19 protein-coding genes are annotated in these 19,004 nt (G+C 40.8%); 18 read left to right on the top strand and 1 reads right to left on the bottom strand.

Going from position 1 to position 19,004, the window contains the following annotated elements:
- The first annotated feature begins 64 nt into the window (after positions 1-64).
- From rpoC to G631_RS0106630, 18 genes are all read left to right on the top strand, one after another.
- Positions 65-3,787, top strand: coding sequence for a DNA-directed RNA polymerase subunit beta' (gene rpoC / locus G631_RS0106720; protein ID WP_051196996.1), 3,723 nt, complete (start codon positions 65-67; stop codon positions 3,785-3,787).
- Between the two features lie 127 nt (positions 3,788-3,914).
- Entirely contained in the window at positions 3,915-4,334 is a 420-nt protein-coding gene (gene rpsL, locus G631_RS0106715; protein ID WP_013281753.1) for a 30S ribosomal protein S12, read from the top strand.
- Positions 4,335-4,529: 195 nt separating this feature from the next.
- Positions 4,530-5,000, top strand: coding sequence for a 30S ribosomal protein S7 (rpsG, locus tag G631_RS0106710; RefSeq protein WP_013281752.1), 471 nt, complete (start codon positions 4,530-4,532; stop codon positions 4,998-5,000).
- A gap of 48 nt (positions 5,001-5,048) precedes the next feature.
- Positions 5,049-7,163 (top strand): elongation factor G, encoded by a 2,115-nt coding sequence (fusA, locus tag G631_RS0106705; RefSeq protein WP_026488798.1) that lies wholly within the window; start codon positions 5,049-5,051, stop codon positions 7,161-7,163.
- 141 nt (positions 7,164-7,304) lie between these two features.
- On the top strand, positions 7,305-8,495 hold the full coding sequence (gene tuf / locus G631_RS0106700; protein WP_026488797.1) for an elongation factor Tu: 1,191 nt from the start codon (positions 7,305-7,307) through the stop codon (positions 8,493-8,495).
- A gap of 114 nt (positions 8,496-8,609) precedes the next feature.
- On the top strand, positions 8,610-8,819 hold the full coding sequence (locus G631_RS0106695) for an AAA family ATPase (protein WP_026488796.1): 210 nt from the start codon (positions 8,610-8,612) through the stop codon (positions 8,817-8,819).
- A 25-nt stretch (positions 8,820-8,844) separates the two neighbouring features.
- Complete coding sequence (locus G631_RS20100) at positions 8,845-9,852, top strand: non-canonical purine NTP pyrophosphatase (RefSeq protein ID WP_081671269.1); 1,008 nt, start codon at positions 8,845-8,847, stop codon at positions 9,850-9,852.
- Between the two features lie 76 nt (positions 9,853-9,928).
- Positions 9,929-10,426 carry an HAD domain-containing protein gene (locus tag G631_RS20095; RefSeq protein ID WP_026488795.1) on the top strand — a complete coding sequence of 166 codons (498 nt, stop codon included), beginning with the start codon at positions 9,929-9,931 and terminating at the stop codon, positions 10,424-10,426.
- Between the two features lie 18 nt (positions 10,427-10,444).
- Complete coding sequence (locus tag G631_RS0106675; protein ID WP_026488794.1) at positions 10,445-10,927, top strand: GNAT family N-acetyltransferase; 483 nt, start codon at positions 10,445-10,447, stop codon at positions 10,925-10,927.
- Positions 10,928-11,008: 81 nt separating this feature from the next.
- Positions 11,009-11,431 (top strand): GNAT family N-acetyltransferase, encoded by a 423-nt coding sequence (locus G631_RS0106670; RefSeq protein WP_051196954.1) that lies wholly within the window; start codon positions 11,009-11,011, stop codon positions 11,429-11,431.
- Positions 11,432-11,499: 68 nt separating this feature from the next.
- Complete coding sequence (locus tag G631_RS0106665; RefSeq protein ID WP_026488792.1) at positions 11,500-12,042, top strand: phosphoglycerate mutase family protein; 543 nt, start codon at positions 11,500-11,502, stop codon at positions 12,040-12,042.
- Positions 12,043-12,053: 11 nt separating this feature from the next.
- On the top strand, positions 12,054-12,380 hold the full coding sequence (locus G631_RS0106660; RefSeq protein ID WP_026488791.1) for a MazG nucleotide pyrophosphohydrolase domain-containing protein: 327 nt from the start codon (positions 12,054-12,056) through the stop codon (positions 12,378-12,380).
- 92 nt (positions 12,381-12,472) lie between these two features.
- Positions 12,473-12,877: an FtsW/RodA/SpoVE family cell cycle protein gene (locus tag G631_RS0106655; RefSeq protein WP_081671268.1), complete on the top strand. Its 405-nt coding sequence runs from the start codon at positions 12,473-12,475 to the stop codon at positions 12,875-12,877.
- Positions 12,878-13,007: 130 nt separating this feature from the next.
- Positions 13,008-14,354, top strand: a complete 1,347-nt coding sequence (locus G631_RS0106650) for an MATE family efflux transporter (RefSeq protein ID WP_026488789.1) — start codon at positions 13,008-13,010, stop codon at positions 14,352-14,354.
- Positions 14,355-14,415: 61 nt separating this feature from the next.
- Positions 14,416-14,919, top strand: coding sequence for an RNA polymerase sigma factor (locus G631_RS0106645; protein ID WP_026488788.1), 504 nt, complete (start codon positions 14,416-14,418; stop codon positions 14,917-14,919).
- Complete coding sequence (locus G631_RS0106640) at positions 14,916-15,692, top strand: DUF4179 domain-containing protein (protein ID WP_026488787.1); 777 nt, start codon at positions 14,916-14,918, stop codon at positions 15,690-15,692. Before G631_RS0106645 ends, G631_RS0106640 begins: the two co-directional genes overlap by 4 nt.
- Before the next feature lie 132 nt (positions 15,693-15,824).
- A complete protein-coding gene (locus tag G631_RS20090; protein WP_026488786.1) occupies positions 15,825-16,922 on the top strand; it encodes a hypothetical protein in 1,098 nt (365 codons plus the stop codon).
- Positions 16,923-17,020: 98 nt separating this feature from the next.
- Complete coding sequence (locus tag G631_RS0106630) at positions 17,021-17,965, top strand: phosphatase PAP2 family protein (RefSeq protein ID WP_035789457.1); 945 nt, start codon at positions 17,021-17,023, stop codon at positions 17,963-17,965.
- Positions 17,966-18,109: 144 nt separating this feature from the next.
- On the opposite strand, the gene G631_RS0106625 is transcribed toward G631_RS0106630, so the two are convergent.
- The gene (locus G631_RS0106625; protein ID WP_026488784.1) at positions 18,110-18,820 is read right to left on the bottom strand and encodes a Bax inhibitor-1 family protein; all 711 of its coding nucleotides are present in this window, start codon (positions 18,818-18,820) and stop codon (positions 18,110-18,112) included.
- Positions 18,821-19,004: the final 184 nt, after the last annotated feature.

Raw genomic sequence — 19,004 nt, 5'->3', positions numbered from 1 at the left:
AGATTGCTGTAACTTAAACTCACGATAACATATAGAAAAGAGGTTACGAATGTCTGATTCAACAATGAATAAAGCAATAAATGAAGCTTCAAGTGGCAGAGGCAGCAGCCTTCAGCAGGTTTATCAGCCAATGACATTTGATTCTATCAAGATAGGACTTGCATCACCTGAAAAAATCAGAAGCTGGGCTCATAGAAATGACAATGACCCACATAGTGGTGAGGTAACAAAGCCAGAGACAATCAACTACAGAACACTTAAGCCTGAAAGAGATGGTTTGTTCTGTGAGAAGATATTTGGACCTACCAAGGACTGGGAATGTCACTGCGGTAAGTACAAAAAGATTAGATATAAGGGCGTTGTCTGCGATCGTTGTGGCGTTGAGATCACAAAGAGCAGCGTACGTCGTGAGAGAATGGGATATATCGAGCTTGCAGCTCCTGTATCACATATTTGGTATTTCAAGGGAATACCTAGCAGAATGGGCCTTATTCTTGACCTTTCACCTCGTGTACTTGAGAAAGTTCTTTACTTCGCATCATATATAGTACTTGATCCAGGGGAGACAACTCTTGAGTACAAGCAGGTTCTTTCAGAGAAAGAGTATCAGGACGCAAGAGAAGAATGGGGCGGTAAATTCCGTGCCGGAATGGGCGCTGAGTCTATCAAAGAGCTCCTTCTTGCTATCGACCTTGAGAAAGAATATACAGAACTCAAGGAAGGTCTTGATACATCAAGCGGACAGAAGAGAGCAAGAATCATCAAGAGACTTGAAGTTGTAGAAGCATTCAGAGAGTCTGGAAATGATCCTTCATGGATGATCATGGATTGCATTCCTGTAATTCCACCAGATCTTCGTCCTATGGTACAGCTTGATGGTGGACGTTTTGCTACATCAGATCTTAATGATCTTTATAGAAGAATTATCAACAGAAATAACAGACTTAAGAGACTTCTTGATCTCGGTGCGCCTGATATTATCGTCCGCAACGAGAAGAGAATGCTCCAGGAGGCTGTAGATGCCCTTATCGATAACGGCAGAAGAGGAAGACCTGTAACTGGCCCTGGTAACAGAGCACTCAAGTCTCTCTCTGATATGCTTAAGGGTAAGTCAGGACGTTTCCGTCAGAACCTTCTTGGTAAGCGTGTAGACTACTCAGGACGTTCAGTTATCGTAGTAGGACCAGAACTTAAGATTTACCAGTGTGGTCTTCCTAAGGAAATGGCTATCGAATTATTCAAGCCATTCGTTATGAAGGAACTGGTTTCAAGAGGAATTTCTCAGAATATTAAGAATGCCAAGAAGCTTGTTGAGCGTCTTGATGAGCAGGTTTGGGATGTACTTGAGGATGTTATCAAAGAGCATCCTGTTATGCTGAACCGTGCCCCCACACTTCACAGACTTGGTATCCAGGCATTTGAGCCTATTCTTGTAGAAGGTAAGGCTATTAAGCTTCATCCACTTGTATGTACACCTTTCAACGCCGACTTCGATGGTGACCAGATGGCTGTACATCTTCCATTGTCAGTAGAAGCTCAGGCAGAGTGCAGATTCCTTATGCTCTCACCTAACAATATCCTTAAGCCTTCAGACGGTGGCCCAGTAAACGTTCCTACACAGGATATGGTACTTGGTATTTACTATCTTACACAGGAAAGACCTGGTGCTCTTGGAGAGGGTAAAGCATTTAAGAATGTAGATGAAGCTATACTTGCTTATGAGAATGACTACATTACACTTCAGTCAAGAGTTAAGATCAGAATTCACAAGAAGGACGCTGAGGGTGTTGATCGTACAGGTATTGTAGAGTCAACTCTTGGTAGATTCCTCTTTAACGAACTTATTCCTCAGGACCTTGGTTTTGTTGACAGATCAGATCCAGAGAACTTCTTCAAACTTGAAGTAGACTTCATGGTTGGTAAGAAGCAGCTCAAGCAGATCATTACAGCTATTATCAATACTCACGGTACATTTGCTACTGCTGAAGTACTTGATAAGATCAAGGATACAGGTTATCACTATTCAACACGTGCTGCCATGACTGTTTCAATTGCAGATATGACAGTGCCTAAGCAGAAGCAGGCAATGCTTGATGAAGCACAGGCTACAGTTGACAGAATTGCTGTTAACTATCGTCGTGGTCTTATTACAGATGAAGAGCGTTATCGTGCTGTTGTTGATACTTGGATGGAGACAGATAAAAAGCTTACTGAAGAGCTTCTTGCTGGTCTTGATAAGTACAATAACATTTACATGATGGCTGACTCTGGTGCTCGTGGATCTAACCAGCAGATCAAGCAGCTGGCTGGTATGCGTGGACTTATGGCTGATACAACAGGTCGTACAATCGAACTTCCTATCAAGTCAAACTTCCGTGAAGGTCTTGACGTTCTGGAGTACTTCATGTCAGCTCATGGAGCTCGTAAGGGTCTGTCAGATACAGCTCTTAGAACAGCCGATTCAGGATACCTGACACGTCGAATGGTTGACGTATCACAGGAACTTATCATTCGTGATGTAGATTGCTGCGCAGATAAGGAAGTTATTCCTGGAATGACAGTTAAGGCATTCATGGATGGTAAGGAAACAATTGAGCCATTAAAGGATAGAATCACAGGAAGATATTCTTGCGAAACTATTAAAGATAAAGATGGTAACGTGATCGTTAAGAAGAATCACATGATCACACCATCTCGTGCAGCTAAGATCCTTTCAGTAGGTGTTAACTCAAAGGGACAGCCAGTAGAGGCAGTTAAGATCCGTACAATCCTTACTTGCCGTTCACATAACGGTATCTGTGCTAAGTGTTACGGTGCTAACATGGCAACTGGTGAGGCTGTTCAGGTAGGTGAGGCAGTTGGTATCATCGCTGCTCAGTCTATCGGTGAGCCTGGTACACAGCTTACTATGAGAACATTCCATACTGGTGGTGTTGCCGGTGGCGATATTACACAGGGTCTTCCTAGAGTAGAAGAGCTTTTCGAAGCTAGAAAACCTAAGGGACTTGCAATCATCTCAGAGCTTGACGGTAAGGTTGAGATCAGAGATACCAAGAAGAAGCGTGAAGTTATCGTTACTAACGATGAAACAGGCGAGTCAAAAGCTTATCTGATTCCTTATGGATCAAGAATCAAGGTTCAGGATGGAATCACAATTGAAGCTGGTGATGAGCTTACAGAGGGTTCAGTTAACCCACACGATCTTCTTAAGATTAAGGGAATCCGTGCAGTTCAGGATTATCTCTTAAGAGAAGTACAGAGAGTTTACCGACTTCAGGGTGTTGATATTTGCGATAAGCATATCGAGGTTATCGTTCGTCAGATGCTCAAGAAGGTAAGAATAGATGAGAGTGGTGATACAGAATTCCTTCCAGGAACTCTTGTAGATGTCCTTGATTTTGAGGATAGCAACGAAGCACTTATTTCAGAGGGCAAGAAGCCAGCTGAAGGTAAGCAGGTAATCCTTGGTATTACCAAGGCAGCTCTTGCAACTAACTCATTCCTCTCAGCTGCTTCCTTCCAGGAGACAACAAAGGTTCTTACAGATGCAGCTATTAAGGGTAAGGTTGATCCACTTATCGGACTTAAAGAGAACGTTATCATTGGTAAGCTGATTCCTGCAGGAACAGGTATGAAGAGATACAGAAATACAACTCTTAATACTGATGCGAACTTTAAGGATCCTGAGAAACTCATTCTCAAGAAAAAGAGAAGAGACTTCGATGATGAGATAGTCGACGCTTCTGCAGATCTTGATGAAGAGCTCATTGTTGATGATGAAGAGTGATTGTTAAGAAATATTTTAGTTGACAATCAAAAACATAGTATTTATAATTCATAATTGCGTGTATTGACAAAGGGGTGAATTTCTGCCCCTTTGTCTTATGCATATATTAAAATAGGAGGTAAAAGGAATGCCAACATTTAACCAGTTAGTTAGAAAGGGTCGTCAGACATCTGTTAAGAAGTCTACAGCTCCTGCACTTCAGAAGGGATTCAACTCTCTTCACAAGAAGGCTACTGCAACAGCTTCTCCACAGAAGCGTGGTGTATGTACAGCTGTTAAGACAGCTACCCCTAAGAAGCCTAACTCAGCTCTGAGAAAGATCGCCAGAGTACGTCTTTCTAACGGTATTGAGGTAACAAGCTACATTCCTGGAGAGGGACACAACCTTCAGGAGCACAGCGTTGTTCTTATCCGTGGCGGAAGAGTTAAGGATTTACCTGGTACAAGATATCACATTATCCGTGGTACTCTTGATACAGCAGGTGTAGCCGACAGAAAACAGGCTCGTTCCAAGTATGGCGCTAAGAGACCAAAGGCGTCTAAGTAATCTATTAACTAAACATCTAATTTTATAAGTGTTGGATTCTTTTAACATAGTTATAAGTAAGACCCCATTTTTATGGGTAGTATTTCTTTATCTAAGTTAGAAAACAGCACGAACACTAAGATTAGTGAGTACCGATGATTTATAGTAAGCAGTGACTTTATTATAATCATTGCAATTCTAAAGGAGGGAAGAACCGTGCCGCGTAAAGGACATATTGTAAAACGTGACGTATTAGCGGATCCTTTATACGATAACAAGGTTGTTACTAAGCTTGTTAACACAGTTATGCTTGATGGTAAGAAGGGCGTAGCTCAGAAGATCGTATACGGAGCATTCGCGCAGGTAGAGGAGAAGGCTGGTAAGCCTGCTCTTGAAGTATTCGAGGGAGCCATGAACAACATCATGCCTGCTCTCGAGGTAAAGGCTAGACGTATCGGTGGTGCTACATACCAGGTTCCTATCGAGGTTAGACCAGACAGACGTCAGGCTCTTGCACTTCGCTGGCTTGTTAATTTCTCACGCGCTAGAGGCGAGAAGACTATGGTAGATAGACTTGCTTCAGAGATTATGGATGCATACAACAATACTGGTGCAGCTGTAAAGCGTAAGGAAGATATGCACAAGATGGCAGAAGCAAACAAGGCGTTCTCACACTACAGATTCTAATCTGCAGCGTAGAGATGTGTGTTTAGATTTAATTAGGAGGAAGAACCTTTGGCTGATAGACAATACCCATTGGAGAGAACCAGAAACATCGGTATCATGGCACATATTGATGCTGGTAAGACTACACTTACAGAGCGTATTCTTTTCTATACCGGTGTAAACTATAAGATTGGTGAGACTTACGAAGGTACTGCTACCATGGACTGGATGGAACAGGAGCAGGAAAGAGGTATCACAATCACATCTGCAGCTACAACTTGCCACTGGACACTTCAGCAGAACGGTAAGGCTAAGCCAGGCGCTCTTGAGCACCGTATCAATATCATTGATACACCTGGTCACGTTGACTTCACTGTTGAGGTTGAGAGATCACTTAGAGTACTTGATGGTGCTGTAGGTGTATTCAGTGCTAAGGAAGGCGTTGAGCCACAGTCTGAGAACGTATGGCGTCAGGCTGATGGATTTAATGTTCCTCGTATGGCATTCATCAACAAGATGGATATCATCGGAGCAAACTATTATGGAGCTGTTGAGCAGATCCGTAACAGACTTAAGAAGAATGCTATCATGATCTATATTCCTATCGGAGCTGAGGATCAGTTCGCAGGAATCATCGATCTTTTTGAGATGCAGGCTTATATTTACAATGATGATAAGGGCGAGGATGTTACAATCGGTGAGATCCCAGCTGAGTACAAGGACGATGCTGAGCTCTATCATCAGGAGCTCGTAGAGAAGATCTGCGACCTCGATGAAGACCTTATGATGAAGTACCTTGAGGGTGAAGAGCCTTCAATCGACGAACTTAAGGCAGCACTTCGTAAGGCTACTTGCGAGTGTAAGGCATTCCCTGTTTGCTGTGGTTCAGCTCACAAAAACAGAGGTATCCAGAAGCTTATCGATGCTATCATCGAGTTTATGCCTTCACCAATTGATATCCCAGCTTGTAAGGGTACAGACCTTGATGGTAACGAAGTTGAAGTTGCTTCAACTGACGATGGCCCATTTGCAGCTCTTGCATTCAAGATTGTCAGCGATCCATTCGTAGGAAAGCTTGCATTCTTCCGTGTATACAGAGGTACTGCAAATTCAGGTTCTTATGTACTTAACAGTACAAAGGACAACAAGGAACGTCTTGGACGTATCCTTCAGATGCACGCTAATAAGCGTACAGACCTTGATAAGGTATATTCAGGTGATATCGCAGCAGCTGTTGGTCTTAAGAACACAACTACTGGTGATACACTCTGTGATGAGAAGAACCCTGTAATCCTTGAGTCTATGGAGTTCCCTGATCCTGTTATCGAGCTTGCTATTGAGCCTAAGACTAAGGCTGGTCAGCAGAAGCTTGATGAGGCTCTTATGAAGCTTGCTGAAGAAGATCCTACATTCAGAGCTCATACAAACCCTGAGACAGGTCAGACAATCATCGCTGGTATGGGTGAGCTTCACCTTGATATCATCGTTGACAGACTTCTTAGAGAGTACAAGGTTGAGGCTAACGTAGGTGCTCCTCAGGTTGCTTATAGAGAAGCTCTTACAAAGGCTGTAGACATCGAGTCTAAGTATGCTAAGCAGTCAGGTGGACGTGGTCAGTACGGACACTGTAAGGTTCGTTTCGAGCCTATGGATGCAAACGGCGACAATCTTTACCAGTTCGATAGCGAAGTTGTTGGTGGTGCTATTCCTAAGGAATTCATCCAGCCAATCAGCGAAGGTATCGAAGAGGCTATGAAGGCTGGTACACTTGGTGGATATCCTGTTGTTGGTGTTCATGCAACAGTTTACGACGGATCTTACCATGAAGTTGACTCTTCAGAAATGGCATTCCATATCGCTGGATCTATGGCGTTCAAGGATGCTATGCAGAAGGGTGCTCCTGTTCTTCTTGAGCCTATTATGAAGGTTGAGGTTACTATGCCTGAAGAGTACATGGGAGATGTTATCGGTGACATTAACTCTCGTCGTGGACAGGTTGAAGGTATGGATGACCTTGGCGGCGGCAAGATTGTTAGAGCACATGTGCCTCTTGCTGAGATGTTCGGATATGCTACAGACCTTCGTTCTAGAACACAGGGACGTGGTAACTACTCAATGTTCTTTGAGAAGTACGCTCCAGTTCCTAAGAACGTACAGGATAAGGTCCTTTCAAACAAGGGCTGATAATAAAATAAGTAAATGTTTCGCCGTTTAAATCTAGCAAAATGCTTGATTTAGCGGCAAACATTTAATATAATCGATATAGTCGGTTAAATTATGTATGAAAATGTTGGATAACATTTCACTTAAGGAGGATATTTAGAAATGGCAAAAGCTAAGTTCGACAGAACCAAACCACACGTAAACATTGGTACTATCGGTCACGTTGACCATGGTAAAACAACTCTTACAGCTGCTATCACAGCAGTACTTGCTGATAGAGGATTCAGCCCTGCAGTAGCATTCGATCAGATCGATAAGGCTCCTGAAGAGAAGGAAAGAGGAATCACAATTAACTCAGCTCACATCGAGTATGAGACAGCTAACAGACACTATGCTCACGTTGACTGCCCAGGTCACGCTGACTACGTTAAGAACATGATCACTGGTGCAGCTCAGATGGATGGTTCTATCCTTGTTGTTGCTGCTACAGACGGTGTTATGGCACAGACTAAGGAGCACGTTCTTCTTGCTCGTCAGGTTGGTGTTCCTTACATCATCGTATTCATGAACAAGTGCGATATGGTTGATGATCCTGAGCTTCTTGACCTCGTTGAGATGGAGATCAGAGACCTTCTTACAGAGTATGAGTTCCCTGGAGATGACACACCTATCATTCGTGGTTCAGCTCTTAAGGCTCTTGAGGATCCTAAGTCTGAGTGGGGTGACAAGATCATCGAGCTCATGGACACAGTTGATTCTTACATCCCTGAACCTACTCGTGAGACAGATAAGCCTTTCCTTATGCCTGTTGAGGACGTATTCACAATCACAGGACGTGGAACAGTTGCTACTGGTAGAGTAGAGAGAGGTCACCTTAACCTCAACGACGAAATCGAAATCGTTGGTATCAAGGAAGAGACAGCTAAGTCTGTATGTACTGGTATCGAGATGTTCAGAAAGACTATGGATTACTGCGAAGCTGGTGACAACGTTGGTCTTCTTCTTCGTGGTGTTGACCGTGATGGCATCCAGAGAGGTCAGGTTGTAACAAAGCCTGGCACAGTTACATGCCACACAAAGTTCACAGCAGAGGTTTACGTACTTACAAAGGATGAGGGTGGCCGTCATACACCTTTCTTCACAAACTATAGACCTCAGTTCTATTTCAGAACAACTGACGTTACAGGTGTCTGCAACCTTCCAGATGGTGTTGAGATGTGCATGCCTGGTGACCACGTAACAATGTCTATCGAGCTTATTCACCCAATCGCTATGGAGCAGGGTCTTAAGTTCGCTATCCGTGAGGGTGGACGTACAGTTGGATCAGGTAAGGTTGCTACAATCGTTGAGTAATTCTTATCGGATTGCATAAACACTGAACTTATAAGAGCTTCAAGCCTTGTGCTTGGGGCTCTTTTTTCGTACAATAAAGAAACGTATTGAGTATATTTGGGGAGTAAAAAGACTATGCGTATCATTATTTGTGGTTTAAATGGAGCTGGTAAAAGTACTTTGGGGAGAGCATTGGCAGGGCAGCTTCATTATGAATTCAGAGATATCGAAGATTATTATTTCCCGAAGACAGATGATAAATATGAATACAGTGTTCAGAGGACAGAGGAAGAAGTAGCTACTAATGTTGAAACACTTTTAAATGTTATTTCGAAATATAATTAGAGCTTGTGAGAAAGGTATTTGAAATATGCAATTGTTATATGCTACAGGGAATGAATCCAAAATATGTAATATGAGATACAGGCTCACGGGATATGATGTAGAGATTATTACTCCTAAAGACCTGGGAATTCATATAGATGTCGATGAATCAGGCAGTACTCCTATAGAGAATGCCAGATTAAAGGCAATGGCGTATTATGAAAAAACAGGACTTCCGACATTAGCAGCAGATTCAGGGCTCTATGTAGATGATATTCCTGCAGATGCGCAGCCAGGATTATTTGTACGCAGGGTACAAGGTAAGACATTATCGGAAGATGAAATGATTGAGCATTACTGTAATCTGGCTGCGAGATATGGCGGGAAGCTGAATGCACGCTATATTACCGGTTTGGTTCTGATGGTGGATGGGCAAGAATATACAGCAGAAATTCCGGATGATGATCTCACAATCACATGTGAACCCAATCCTAATAGGCAGCATAGAGGTAATCCGCTTGATGTTGTAACGATTTGTCCTGCCAACGGCAAGTACTTTAATGACTGCTCATTAGATGAGCTTTCAGTTCTTGCAGGTTCTTTTGATGAAAAGTGCATTAGATTTTTGCAAGAATCCAAAATAATTCCGGAAAAATCATGTGGTGCTGTAGTTTATTCGATAATAGATGGTCACACAGAATACTTTTTAGTTGAGGAAACGTCTGGATTTTATAGTTTTCCGAAAGGCCATATTGAAATTGGTGAATCTGAGGAACAAACAGCAATTCGAGAGATTTTGGAAGAAACGGGACTTGATCTCAAATTGATATCAGGTTTTAGAAAAGTTAGTGAATATGTACCTGCCGAGAGACCAACCATAAAGAGGCAGATTGTGTACTTTCTTGCAGAAAATAAAAATCAGGAGCCTAGGATTGTAAGACCACAAGAAGTGAAAACTATCAAAAGATTGAAACTTGAAGATGCATTACATCTGTTGGAATATGAGGATCCAAGAAGAATACTGTTAGAAGCAGATGAATTTATAAACGACTGAAAATGCCTATTTATGGGCATGCACAATAATGGTGACAGGAATTTTTTTCATAAAAACGTTAGTAAGGGATTGTATTATGAGCAATGTAATATTCCTTGATGTGGATGGAGTCCTTAATTCGAAGTTTTGGGACAACGAACATCAACATGAGATTAGTAATGGCAAATATATTGATTCTGAGGCTGTAAAGTTACTTGGAAGCCTTGTGAAAAGAACTAATGCTAAGATAATTCTTCATTCTGGCTGGAGATTTTGGTTTGATGAAACGATGAAACCATTAAGGACAGAAGCAGATTTTTTGGCTAACACAATGAAGGAAGCAGGCATTACGATTGCAGGAGTAACACCAGACTTAACTACGGAAGAGATAAGAAAGACCAAGAAGTTTAGCCTGGTTAAAGCTGATGAAATACTTTTGTGGTTAAAAGATAATCCCTCTGCGAATTGGGTAGTACTTGATGATCTTGAACTTCATAATAGTGAGATTGAAAAACATCAGGTAAAGACAGATGCTGAGGTTGGTCTTACTACAAAAGATGTTGAAAAAGCTATAACTATACTACTGGGAAATTAGTAAGAAGGAAGAGACTATATGTTAAGACTTGAGAAGATAAATGGTAAAAATGTCTGGGATATTTTAAAACTATCAGTTAATGACGACCAGAGAGAATTTGTTGCTTCTAATGACGTTAGTATCATTGAGGCTTATACAACCATCACAAATAATGGTTATGCTTTCCCTTTTGGCATCTATGATGAGGATATTCTGGTTGGATTTGTCATGATCGGATATGACAAAGATGATTACTGGGATGATGCGCCACAAATAGCAGACAACAACTATAATCTTTGGCGGCTGATGATAGATAAGAGATATCAGCAAAAGGGCTATGGCAGAAAAGCTATAGAACTTGTGCTCGAATTTATTAGGACATTTCCATGTGGAAAGGCTGAATACTGTTGGCTTTCATATGAACCGGAGAACAAAGTGGCAAAAGATCTTTATGAATCTTTCGGGTTTGAAGAAACTGGGGAAATGGACGGAGAAGAAATAATAGCAGTTTTAAAATTATAAATTGTACAGGGAGTTGTGGGAAATTGGCATTATCAAAGGTAAAAACAAAATAATGAACTAATACTTGATGGGAGAAAAAAGATGGAAATAGTTTATTACGAAACAATACCGGATTTAGATACTTATTTTGAACTTCGTAAATCTGTTGATTGGAAGAATAATTTCTGTCCAGAACAGGCACAGAAAGCCATAAATAAAAGTGCGTTTTTTATATTGGTAAAGGATGAAGATAAGCCTATAGCAATGGGAAGAGCAGTTGGAGATGGCATGTACTACACTATTGTGGACGTTGTAGTAAGACCTGAATTTCAAGGAAAAAAGATTGGCTCAACTATAATTAGTAAATTACTTGAGCTTATTCAAAAAGATGCGCCTGAAGGAGCGAGAATAAGTGTACAACTGCTGGCAGAAAAAGGAAAAGAAGAATTCTATGTAAAACAAGGCTTTAAGCTTTGCCCACACGAATTCTGTGGACCTGCGCTTAGAAAGGTAATATACACATAAGGCAGATAAGTAGAACTATTTTTGTTAAGACTAGTTGTTGAGGGTGATAACTGCACGGTAGCGATTAAATGAGAGTATATGTAATAAGGCATGGAAAAGTGCTTCATGATTGGAAAAAGTGGTGCACATCTGCTGAGTTTGATGAGCAGTGTGCGTTATATGACAAAGCTCCAATTGATAAGGCATCTGTAGATACAGTGAACGATGATATTCAAAAAGTTTATATTAGCGATTTGGACAGGACTCGGCAGACTGCTGAAAAGATATTTGGAGAAGCGGATTTCGATAGGACATCACTGCTAAATGAGGTTCCGCTTCATTCAGGATTTGATATAGCAATACGTTTGCCGTTGGGCGTTTGGAATTTTCTAGGAAGGCTGCAGTGGCTAATCGGAAATAAAAGACAGCCTGAAGTCCGGAAACAGACTTCTAAGAGAGCAGAGCAGTTTGTGAACATGATAATAGAGCGTAATGAGGATTGTGCTATAGTCACACATGGCTTCTTTATGCACACTTTGATTAGAATGATGAAGAATGCTGGCTTCAAAGCAGATAAAGAGCGAGTGAACTATAGTAATGGAGAAGTGATTTTACTTACAAGAAACTATTAAGGGGAAAAGCAATGTCGGATTTTGGAATTAATGAAATGCTAGATATGCAAAGAGCTTTACAGGAGAGATACAAAGACAAGTGGGAAGGGATATCTCCTGAGGTTGGAAAGAACAAGCTATTGTGGATGATTGGTGAAGTTGGGGAAGTAATTGATATAGTTAAAAAGCATGGCCCAGAGGCTTCAAATGCAGACCACCCTGAGCGTGAGCATCTGATAGAAGAGCTTGCAGATGTCTTAATGTACTATAACGATGTGCTTCTTTGCTATGGAATAACTGCAGAGGAGTTAAAAGAGATATACACCAACAAGTTTCAAAAGAACATGAAACGTTGGTGACGGAAAATACGATAATAATAATCAAGTGTCAAAAGCTTCTGTTGTTAAGCACAGGAGCTTTTTGCATATAATATAGGGGCAAAGGGGTTGGAGTGTTGCCCAATCCTGACAGCTATTATATTTTGACTTACATATTGGCAACCTGGGGAGATGCCGTGTTAATAGCTGTGATCACAGTAGTAGCTGCAGTTATAGTAGCAGGGTTTGTAATCTCTTCAAAAGCCAAGAACCAACTGGGAATTGTTATGGGAAGCGGATGCATGATGGCGCTGGCTGTAAATGCTATTGCCAATATGTGCGCTGGATTTGGTGTAACACCATATTTTTCATCCTTCTTTCCATTTATTTCCTCTGGTGGCAGTAATCTCCTAATTTCATACGCTTTTCTTGGGATAGTAATGAGTATATATAAATATAAAGCTGCTTATTCCCAGCATGTGGATATAGATATTCGTGGAAGAATCAGATTAGGGAAAATAGAGATTACGAAGAGCTAAGCAATCAACAAATGGATATTAATAGAATCTTCGATATCGCTGTGATAAGATTAAGGCATGTGTTCTTGGGGAAGGGCACATGCCTTAATCGATTAAAAGAGACTATTTGTGGGGTAAATGGAGAAGGTGTATGAATGAAGATAGGGATCTGACTAAGGGGAAACCATTATCATTGATCTTGAGTTTTGCTCTTTCATTGATAGTTGGGAATGTTTTTCAGCAGCTCTACATTATTGTAGACAGTATCATAATAGGCCAGAAAGTTGGCGCCAAGGGACTATCAGCTATTGGCGGAACAGATTGGTATATATTTTTGGTAAATGGATTTGTAATAGGCTTGATCCAGGGATTTTCAGTTTTATTGGGGAATAAGTATGGGGAAAAAGACGAAGCTGCTTTTTCGCAGTACTACAAAAAGGCTAAGGCTATCTGTCTTATTTTAGCCATATCTCTAGTGGCGATTCTACTGAGCACTTCCGGCTTTGTACTTAGAATACTTGATACCAAGGAAGAGGTGTTCTCTTTTGCTAAAACCTATGTAGACATCATCTTTGCAGGGCTTCCCTTTCTGATTTTTTATCAGCTTTTTGCCACAGTTTTAAGGAGCAGAGGAAATAGCAAAATTCATCTTATGGCTATGACTGTTTCTTCACTGTGTAACATTGTTTTGGATATACTGTTTGTAAGCGCTCTGAATATTGGTATTGGAGGAGCCGCTCTTGGCACAATCCTTTCAGAATGCCTTGTTATGCTCATCTGCGGCTATAACGTTTATAAAAACAGGCAGAGTATTACCAATGCGACTTCCGAAAAGAGTTTCAAATTAAAAAGTGAGTTTATTGTGGTAAAAGAGCTGATGACAATAGGCCTTCCAATGGCTCTTCAGAGTGTGATCACTGCAATAGGTGGCCTTATCGTCATCAATAGGATCAATCAGTATGAGCTCTCTTTTCTCACCGGATATACCATAGCAGGAAAAATATATGTACTTCTTGAGATTGCAGCATCTTCTTACGGTTTAGCTGTAGTTGCCTATGTTTCACAAAATATGGGGGCAAAAGATTACCAGCGTGTTCGCAGCGGAGTAAGAGTAAGTGTACCCCTTGGCATCATAACGGCTCTTCTTTGCTCTGCTGTGATGATTATTTTTGGACAGCCTTTGATGAAACTGTTCATAGATAAAGGAACTGCAAACGACACGGTATTTTCATATGGATACCAGTATCTGCAAGTGCTGGCTGTATTTTTTCCGCTTCTCTATATTTTGTATATTGTAAGATCAGCATTGCAGGGAATGGGAAACAGCATAATTCCAATGCTTTCAAGCTTTGCGCAGCTGATAATGAGGGTTGCCTGTGCGATTCTTTTAACACGCTTCATTGGATACTATGGCATTTATTTTGGAGAAGTCTGTGCCTGGGCACTTGCTGATTGCATTTTGATAATTAAATATTTTCTTAGTGTCCATTTTCTTTAAGCTGAATCGTATTATTATTAGAAGGCCTTCTAAAAGAAACAGAAAGTGAGAATATTCACACATGGATGAACAGAAAGTTAGGCGTGTTGTAGATGAATACTCAGATATGATAAAACGAATCAGCTACAACTATCTCCAGCAGACCTATGACAGCGAAGATATATGCCAGACAGTTTTCTTAAAGTATATGACAAGTAGTATTTCTTTTGATAGTAGAGAACATGAAAAGGCTTGGATGATACGAACAACGATCAATGCCTGTCATGACCTCAGGAAGAATGCATTTTTCAGGAAAACTGTACCACTGGACGAAGCTTCTGAAAAGGAAGCACAGCAGGTGCAGAACTCTGAAATACTTGAGGAAATTGCCAGATTGCCGGTTAATTATAGGACTGCTATATATCTGTATTACTATGAGGAATACAGCACAGAAGAAATTGCAGATATCATGGGTAAAAGAAAAACGGCAGTTTCCAAGTATCTATCAAGAGGCAGGAAGATTCTAAAGGATACACTGTCAGATGAATATGCCAGAATTTATAAGGTAGGTGAGCAGGCGTTATGAAGAGTGGAAATATAGAAAACTACAAAAAGTCCATGGAGAATATCAAATTTTCTGATTATGAAAAAGAGCATATGATCCGCCAGTTAATGAATGGTGGAAGTGCAAATGGAGGTCGTATGAAGGGAAAAATTGATATTAGAAAGTTAGGAATAGCAGTTGCAGCATGTCTGACACTATTTAGTGTTACTGCATTTGCTGCAGGAGAAGCGGCAGGAATAGTCAGCTGGAATAGGATAGACACCAGGACCAGTAGTTTTGAAGATTTAGCTAAAATTGAGAAAAAAGCTGAGCTTGATATCACAGCTGTTGAAGCCTTTAGTAATGGTTATACATTTGATTGTATGGAGGTTGAGGAAGCAAAGACTCAGGATGAAGATGGCAATGATCTTAGACATTTTAAAGGTATTGACATAACCTATGTAAAAGAGGGATGTCCTTGGATAAGCCTCAGTGCTGATCCGGCAGAAATGTATGATGATCCCCATGAAGGAGATACAACAGTCAGGGATATTGATGGAATTACCGTGTACTATAACTATACAGAGTGTCTAAATCTCCCTGTGGATGAGGAACCTAGTAAGGAAGAGCTTGAAAGAGAAGCAAACGAAAGAAACTTCTCCATTAGCGTTGGAAGCGACGAACGATACACAGATTATTGCAGTTCCGTGAATTTTGAAATAAATGGAATATCGTATTGTCTGCTAGGGTTTGATCTGGATATGACAGAGGATGAGCTCTTTGATATGGCTGAGGAGATAATTATAGCTCCATAACTAGCAGCACTCTTGTCGTGAAGGGTAATATGATAGAATATTATAAATGAAAGAATAAAACTATTTGAAGTATAAAGACTGTAATGTGCATGGTATGTGGCTTTACAGTCTTTTCTATGGAGTGAGTTGATTATGAAAACAAAGGTTTTACTGGGGGTTTTACTAGGCACGCTGGCTTTGTCAGCATGTTCTTTTTCTGAAGTAAATGAATCCAATAAGCTTACAGCGGATCAAGCTGCAGAAGAGGCGAGCCAGGAAGCGGAAGATACTGAAACTGCAAGACAGAAGCTCTATGAATACAAACTCCTTTATGCGTTTAAGGATGTGGCGGAAGAAACCTTTCCAGATAAGATACAAAGGGGACTTTACTGGGAAGAAAATGACTGTGCTGATAACACAATTGGCATAGTATCAGTTCCGATACTGGATGAAAACGGTATGCAGGATATGACCAAGTTTTGTGGTGATATCTGCGACTGGATAGAAAGCTCATTAAAAGAGGTTTCATATGAGGAAGCACCCTGGCTATATCAGGAAATCCTTATTTATATGTATCCTGATACAGTTACCTTTAATCTTGCACAGTATATCAGTAATGGCTATGACAGAGAAATCCTCTACGGTGGACTCTATGATTTTGTGGATAAAGAGCTTACCAGACCCAAGAATGTGGAAAACTCTCAGGCAGAAGAGAATTCTGAAGGCCAGGCAGAGGACTTTTCATCCTACAGCCAAGGCTGCACCTATAAAACTCAAGATGGCATTACTTATGAACTGGTTGCAACTGACAGGGCAGCAGGTAGTAGTTACTATGTCCTGATCTCTTATAAAGAAGGTAGAAACAGTGTAGCCCTGGTAAATAGGGATCCTTTTAATGGAAGTGGTGGAGAAGCTAAGTGGATTACCTTTATTGACGATACAGAGCTAGGATTTGCCTGTCTTTCATATAATGGTGGAGATGACGCCTTTTTGTACAGGACAGATGATGGAGGCAGGTCTTTTACCCAGATTAACTTCCCTTCTGCCAGGGTTACCCTTGCTGATGGTTCAATTTACAATCCCTTTGTGATTCCTAAAAAAGTGTGGGCAGAAGATGGTGATCTCTTTATGTTAGTAGGGCAGAGTGCCTGGTCTGGGGATTATTACAGTGAAGAACTGGGCAAACACCCTTCAGGACTATATGTATCTCATGATAATGGGATCAGCTTCGAATATGTAGGAGAGCAATAAACTACTGAATAATTTATAAAAAATTCCCATTTCGGTATTTTTAATTGAGTTATAATCTATATGTTGATTAAAAGTATACGATGAGAGGGGAATTAAAAATGTTTGATATTCAGTATTTGTTGTGGCTGCAGGAGATCAGAAATGCAACAGGGGGCATATTTGATGAGTTCTTCAATGGCATTTCCAAGATTGCAGTAGATATTATGCCATTTTTGCCATTTATCATCTTCTGGTGTGTGGACAAGAAATGGGGCTATCGTTTTCTTACAACTCTAGGCGTTGGAGAATTGGTAAATGGAGTTATCAAGCTGACAGTTTGTGCATATCGCCCATGGATAAGGTCTGAACTTATTGAACCTGCGGGAGATTCCAAGGTGGCGGCGACAGGGTATTCTTTTCCCAGTGGACACACTATGAGCGCCACATGCACTTATGGCACAACCTTTGCCTGGCAGAGGAAAAAGCGCACGTATCTTGCGGTAATCTGTGCAGTAATGATAGCTTTGACAGGCTTTTCCAGGAATTTCTTGGGTGTGCATACTCCACAGGACGTGATTGTAGGCTTTACAGAAGCTGTGATCATAATCTGCATAGTTGGAGCTGTTCAGAAGAAAATAGATGGCAATGATAAAATACTTGATATTCTTTCAATAGTTGGAGTCATCGCAGTCATAGGAGTTCTGATATACATCACCCAGAAGCCATATCCTATGGATTACGTGGATGGTGAGCTTTTAGTAAATCCTCAAAAGATGATGAATGACAGCTTTAAGGCCTGTGGTGCTTTCACTGGCTTCCTGGCAGGTAGCTTTATTGAGCGCCATTATATAAAATACGAGATTCCAACTGGTTCAAAAAATCTGCCAGTTCTTGCCTTCGTTGGCTTTTTGATCACTTTTTCATGGAAAGAGTACATTGCACCAGCTACAATTGGTGCAGCCCTTGGCGGACACTGGGGCAACTTCGTGGCCAGATGTATTCTATGGTTTTTTGTTGTTGCTATATGGCCAGTTGTAATAAAGAAAGAGTGCCAAAGAGGTTGAGCATTCAATAAGTCTAAAAGATAAGATAATAAAAGAAATGCCCTTATGATCGGATTCTTGCCGACCACAAGGGCTTTTCCTTTGCATTGCAGATTTATTATTGAAATATGTCAACTATACTGACCAGCGGCTCATTGGTTCACATCAGAAATGATTCTTCTTGGATGATGAAGAAGATGATCTGCTTCCAAGGATACGAAGGATTCTGAGGAAGAGATTTATGATATCAAGGTAAATGTCAAGGGCGCTGTCTACAGCATTGTCCACAGTCTTGGGATACTGCTGAGCCTTGTAGTAGTCATACCCGATATACAGGGAAAAGAGTACAGCGCCTGCAAGAGCTGTAAGTGACTGAGAAACCCCAAGGATAAGAAATACTACTTCTACAATAATAAGTCCGATAAGGCTTCCAAATAATACTCCACCCAGCTTTGAGAAAAACTCAGGCTTTAGGATGCTGCAGCAGATCATGATACAAGTAATACCTGCTGTATAAACTATAGCCTGAAGAACAACATAGGAGCTAAGGCCTCCATACCAATATACAGCGGATGTAACTACAAGTCCTACAGGAATAACTACCAGGTTATAGCCCAGGAAACTGATAAGAGGACTGTTACTCTTTGATGAAATCATAGTTCCTGCAAATACGCTGACAAAATATCCAATGTAGAATAATATTGGATTTGTACTAAGAACAAATTCAGTACAGGTAGAACAAAGTATTATATTGACTAAAAGTCCATAGACAACAACACCGCCCAGATACAGGTTATACATCTGTGGGGAAACTATCTCATTCTCCATAACCTGTTTATATAGTCTTTCTTGTTTTCTTTCACTTAAGCTAAACATAATGAAATCTCCTTGCTATGCACATTTCTATTTCATTGTGCATTTTAATTATCATAAGGCATCTTGTAAGCGATTTTCTCGACGCCTCATTATAGTATTATATTACGAATTGCAAGAGAGTAAATAAACCTCCAAATAGGCAAATTACACACGCACAATAAGTCATGTCGAAAATACATAGCAA

It is taken from the genome of Butyrivibrio sp. XBB1001 (assembly GCF_000424505.1).
Classification (GTDB): Bacteria; Bacillota; Clostridia; order Lachnospirales; family Lachnospiraceae; genus Butyrivibrio.
Note: the sequence above shows the minus strand (reverse complement) of the source record. Positions and strands in the feature narration are given on the sequence as shown.

Coding starts and splice junctions, on each gene's coding strand:
- rpoC (WP_051196996.1), top strand. CDS start 65: ATGAATAAAGCAATAAATGAAGCTTCAAGTGGCAGAGGCAGCAGCCTT.
- rpsL (WP_013281753.1), top strand. CDS start 3,915: ATGCCAACATTTAACCAGTTAGTTAGAAAGGGTCGTCAGACATCTGTT.
- tuf (WP_026488797.1), top strand. CDS start 7,305: ATGGCAAAAGCTAAGTTCGACAGAACCAAACCACACGTAAACATTGGT.
- G631_RS0106695 (WP_026488796.1), top strand. CDS start 8,610: ATGCGTATCATTATTTGTGGTTTAAATGGAGCTGGTAAAAGTACTTTG.
- G631_RS20100 (WP_081671269.1), top strand. CDS start 8,845: ATGCAATTGTTATATGCTACAGGGAATGAATCCAAAATATGTAATATG.
- G631_RS20095 (WP_026488795.1), top strand. CDS start 9,929: ATGAGCAATGTAATATTCCTTGATGTGGATGGAGTCCTTAATTCGAAG.
- G631_RS0106675 (WP_026488794.1), top strand. CDS start 10,445: ATGTTAAGACTTGAGAAGATAAATGGTAAAAATGTCTGGGATATTTTA.
- G631_RS0106670 (WP_051196954.1), top strand. CDS start 11,009: ATGGAAATAGTTTATTACGAAACAATACCGGATTTAGATACTTATTTT.
- G631_RS0106665 (WP_026488792.1), top strand. CDS start 11,500: ATGAGAGTATATGTAATAAGGCATGGAAAAGTGCTTCATGATTGGAAA.
- G631_RS0106660 (WP_026488791.1), top strand. CDS start 12,054: ATGTCGGATTTTGGAATTAATGAAATGCTAGATATGCAAAGAGCTTTA.
- G631_RS0106650 (WP_026488789.1), top strand. CDS start 13,008: ATGAATGAAGATAGGGATCTGACTAAGGGGAAACCATTATCATTGATC.
- G631_RS0106645 (WP_026488788.1), top strand. CDS start 14,416: ATGGATGAACAGAAAGTTAGGCGTGTTGTAGATGAATACTCAGATATG.
- G631_RS0106640 (WP_026488787.1), top strand. CDS start 14,916: ATGAAGAGTGGAAATATAGAAAACTACAAAAAGTCCATGGAGAATATC.
- G631_RS20090 (WP_026488786.1), top strand. CDS start 15,825: ATGAAAACAAAGGTTTTACTGGGGGTTTTACTAGGCACGCTGGCTTTG.
- G631_RS0106630 (WP_035789457.1), top strand. CDS start 17,021: ATGTTTGATATTCAGTATTTGTTGTGGCTGCAGGAGATCAGAAATGCA.
- G631_RS0106625 (WP_026488784.1), bottom strand. CDS start 18,820: ATGTTTAGCTTAAGTGAAAGAAAACAAGAAAGACTATATAAACAGGTT.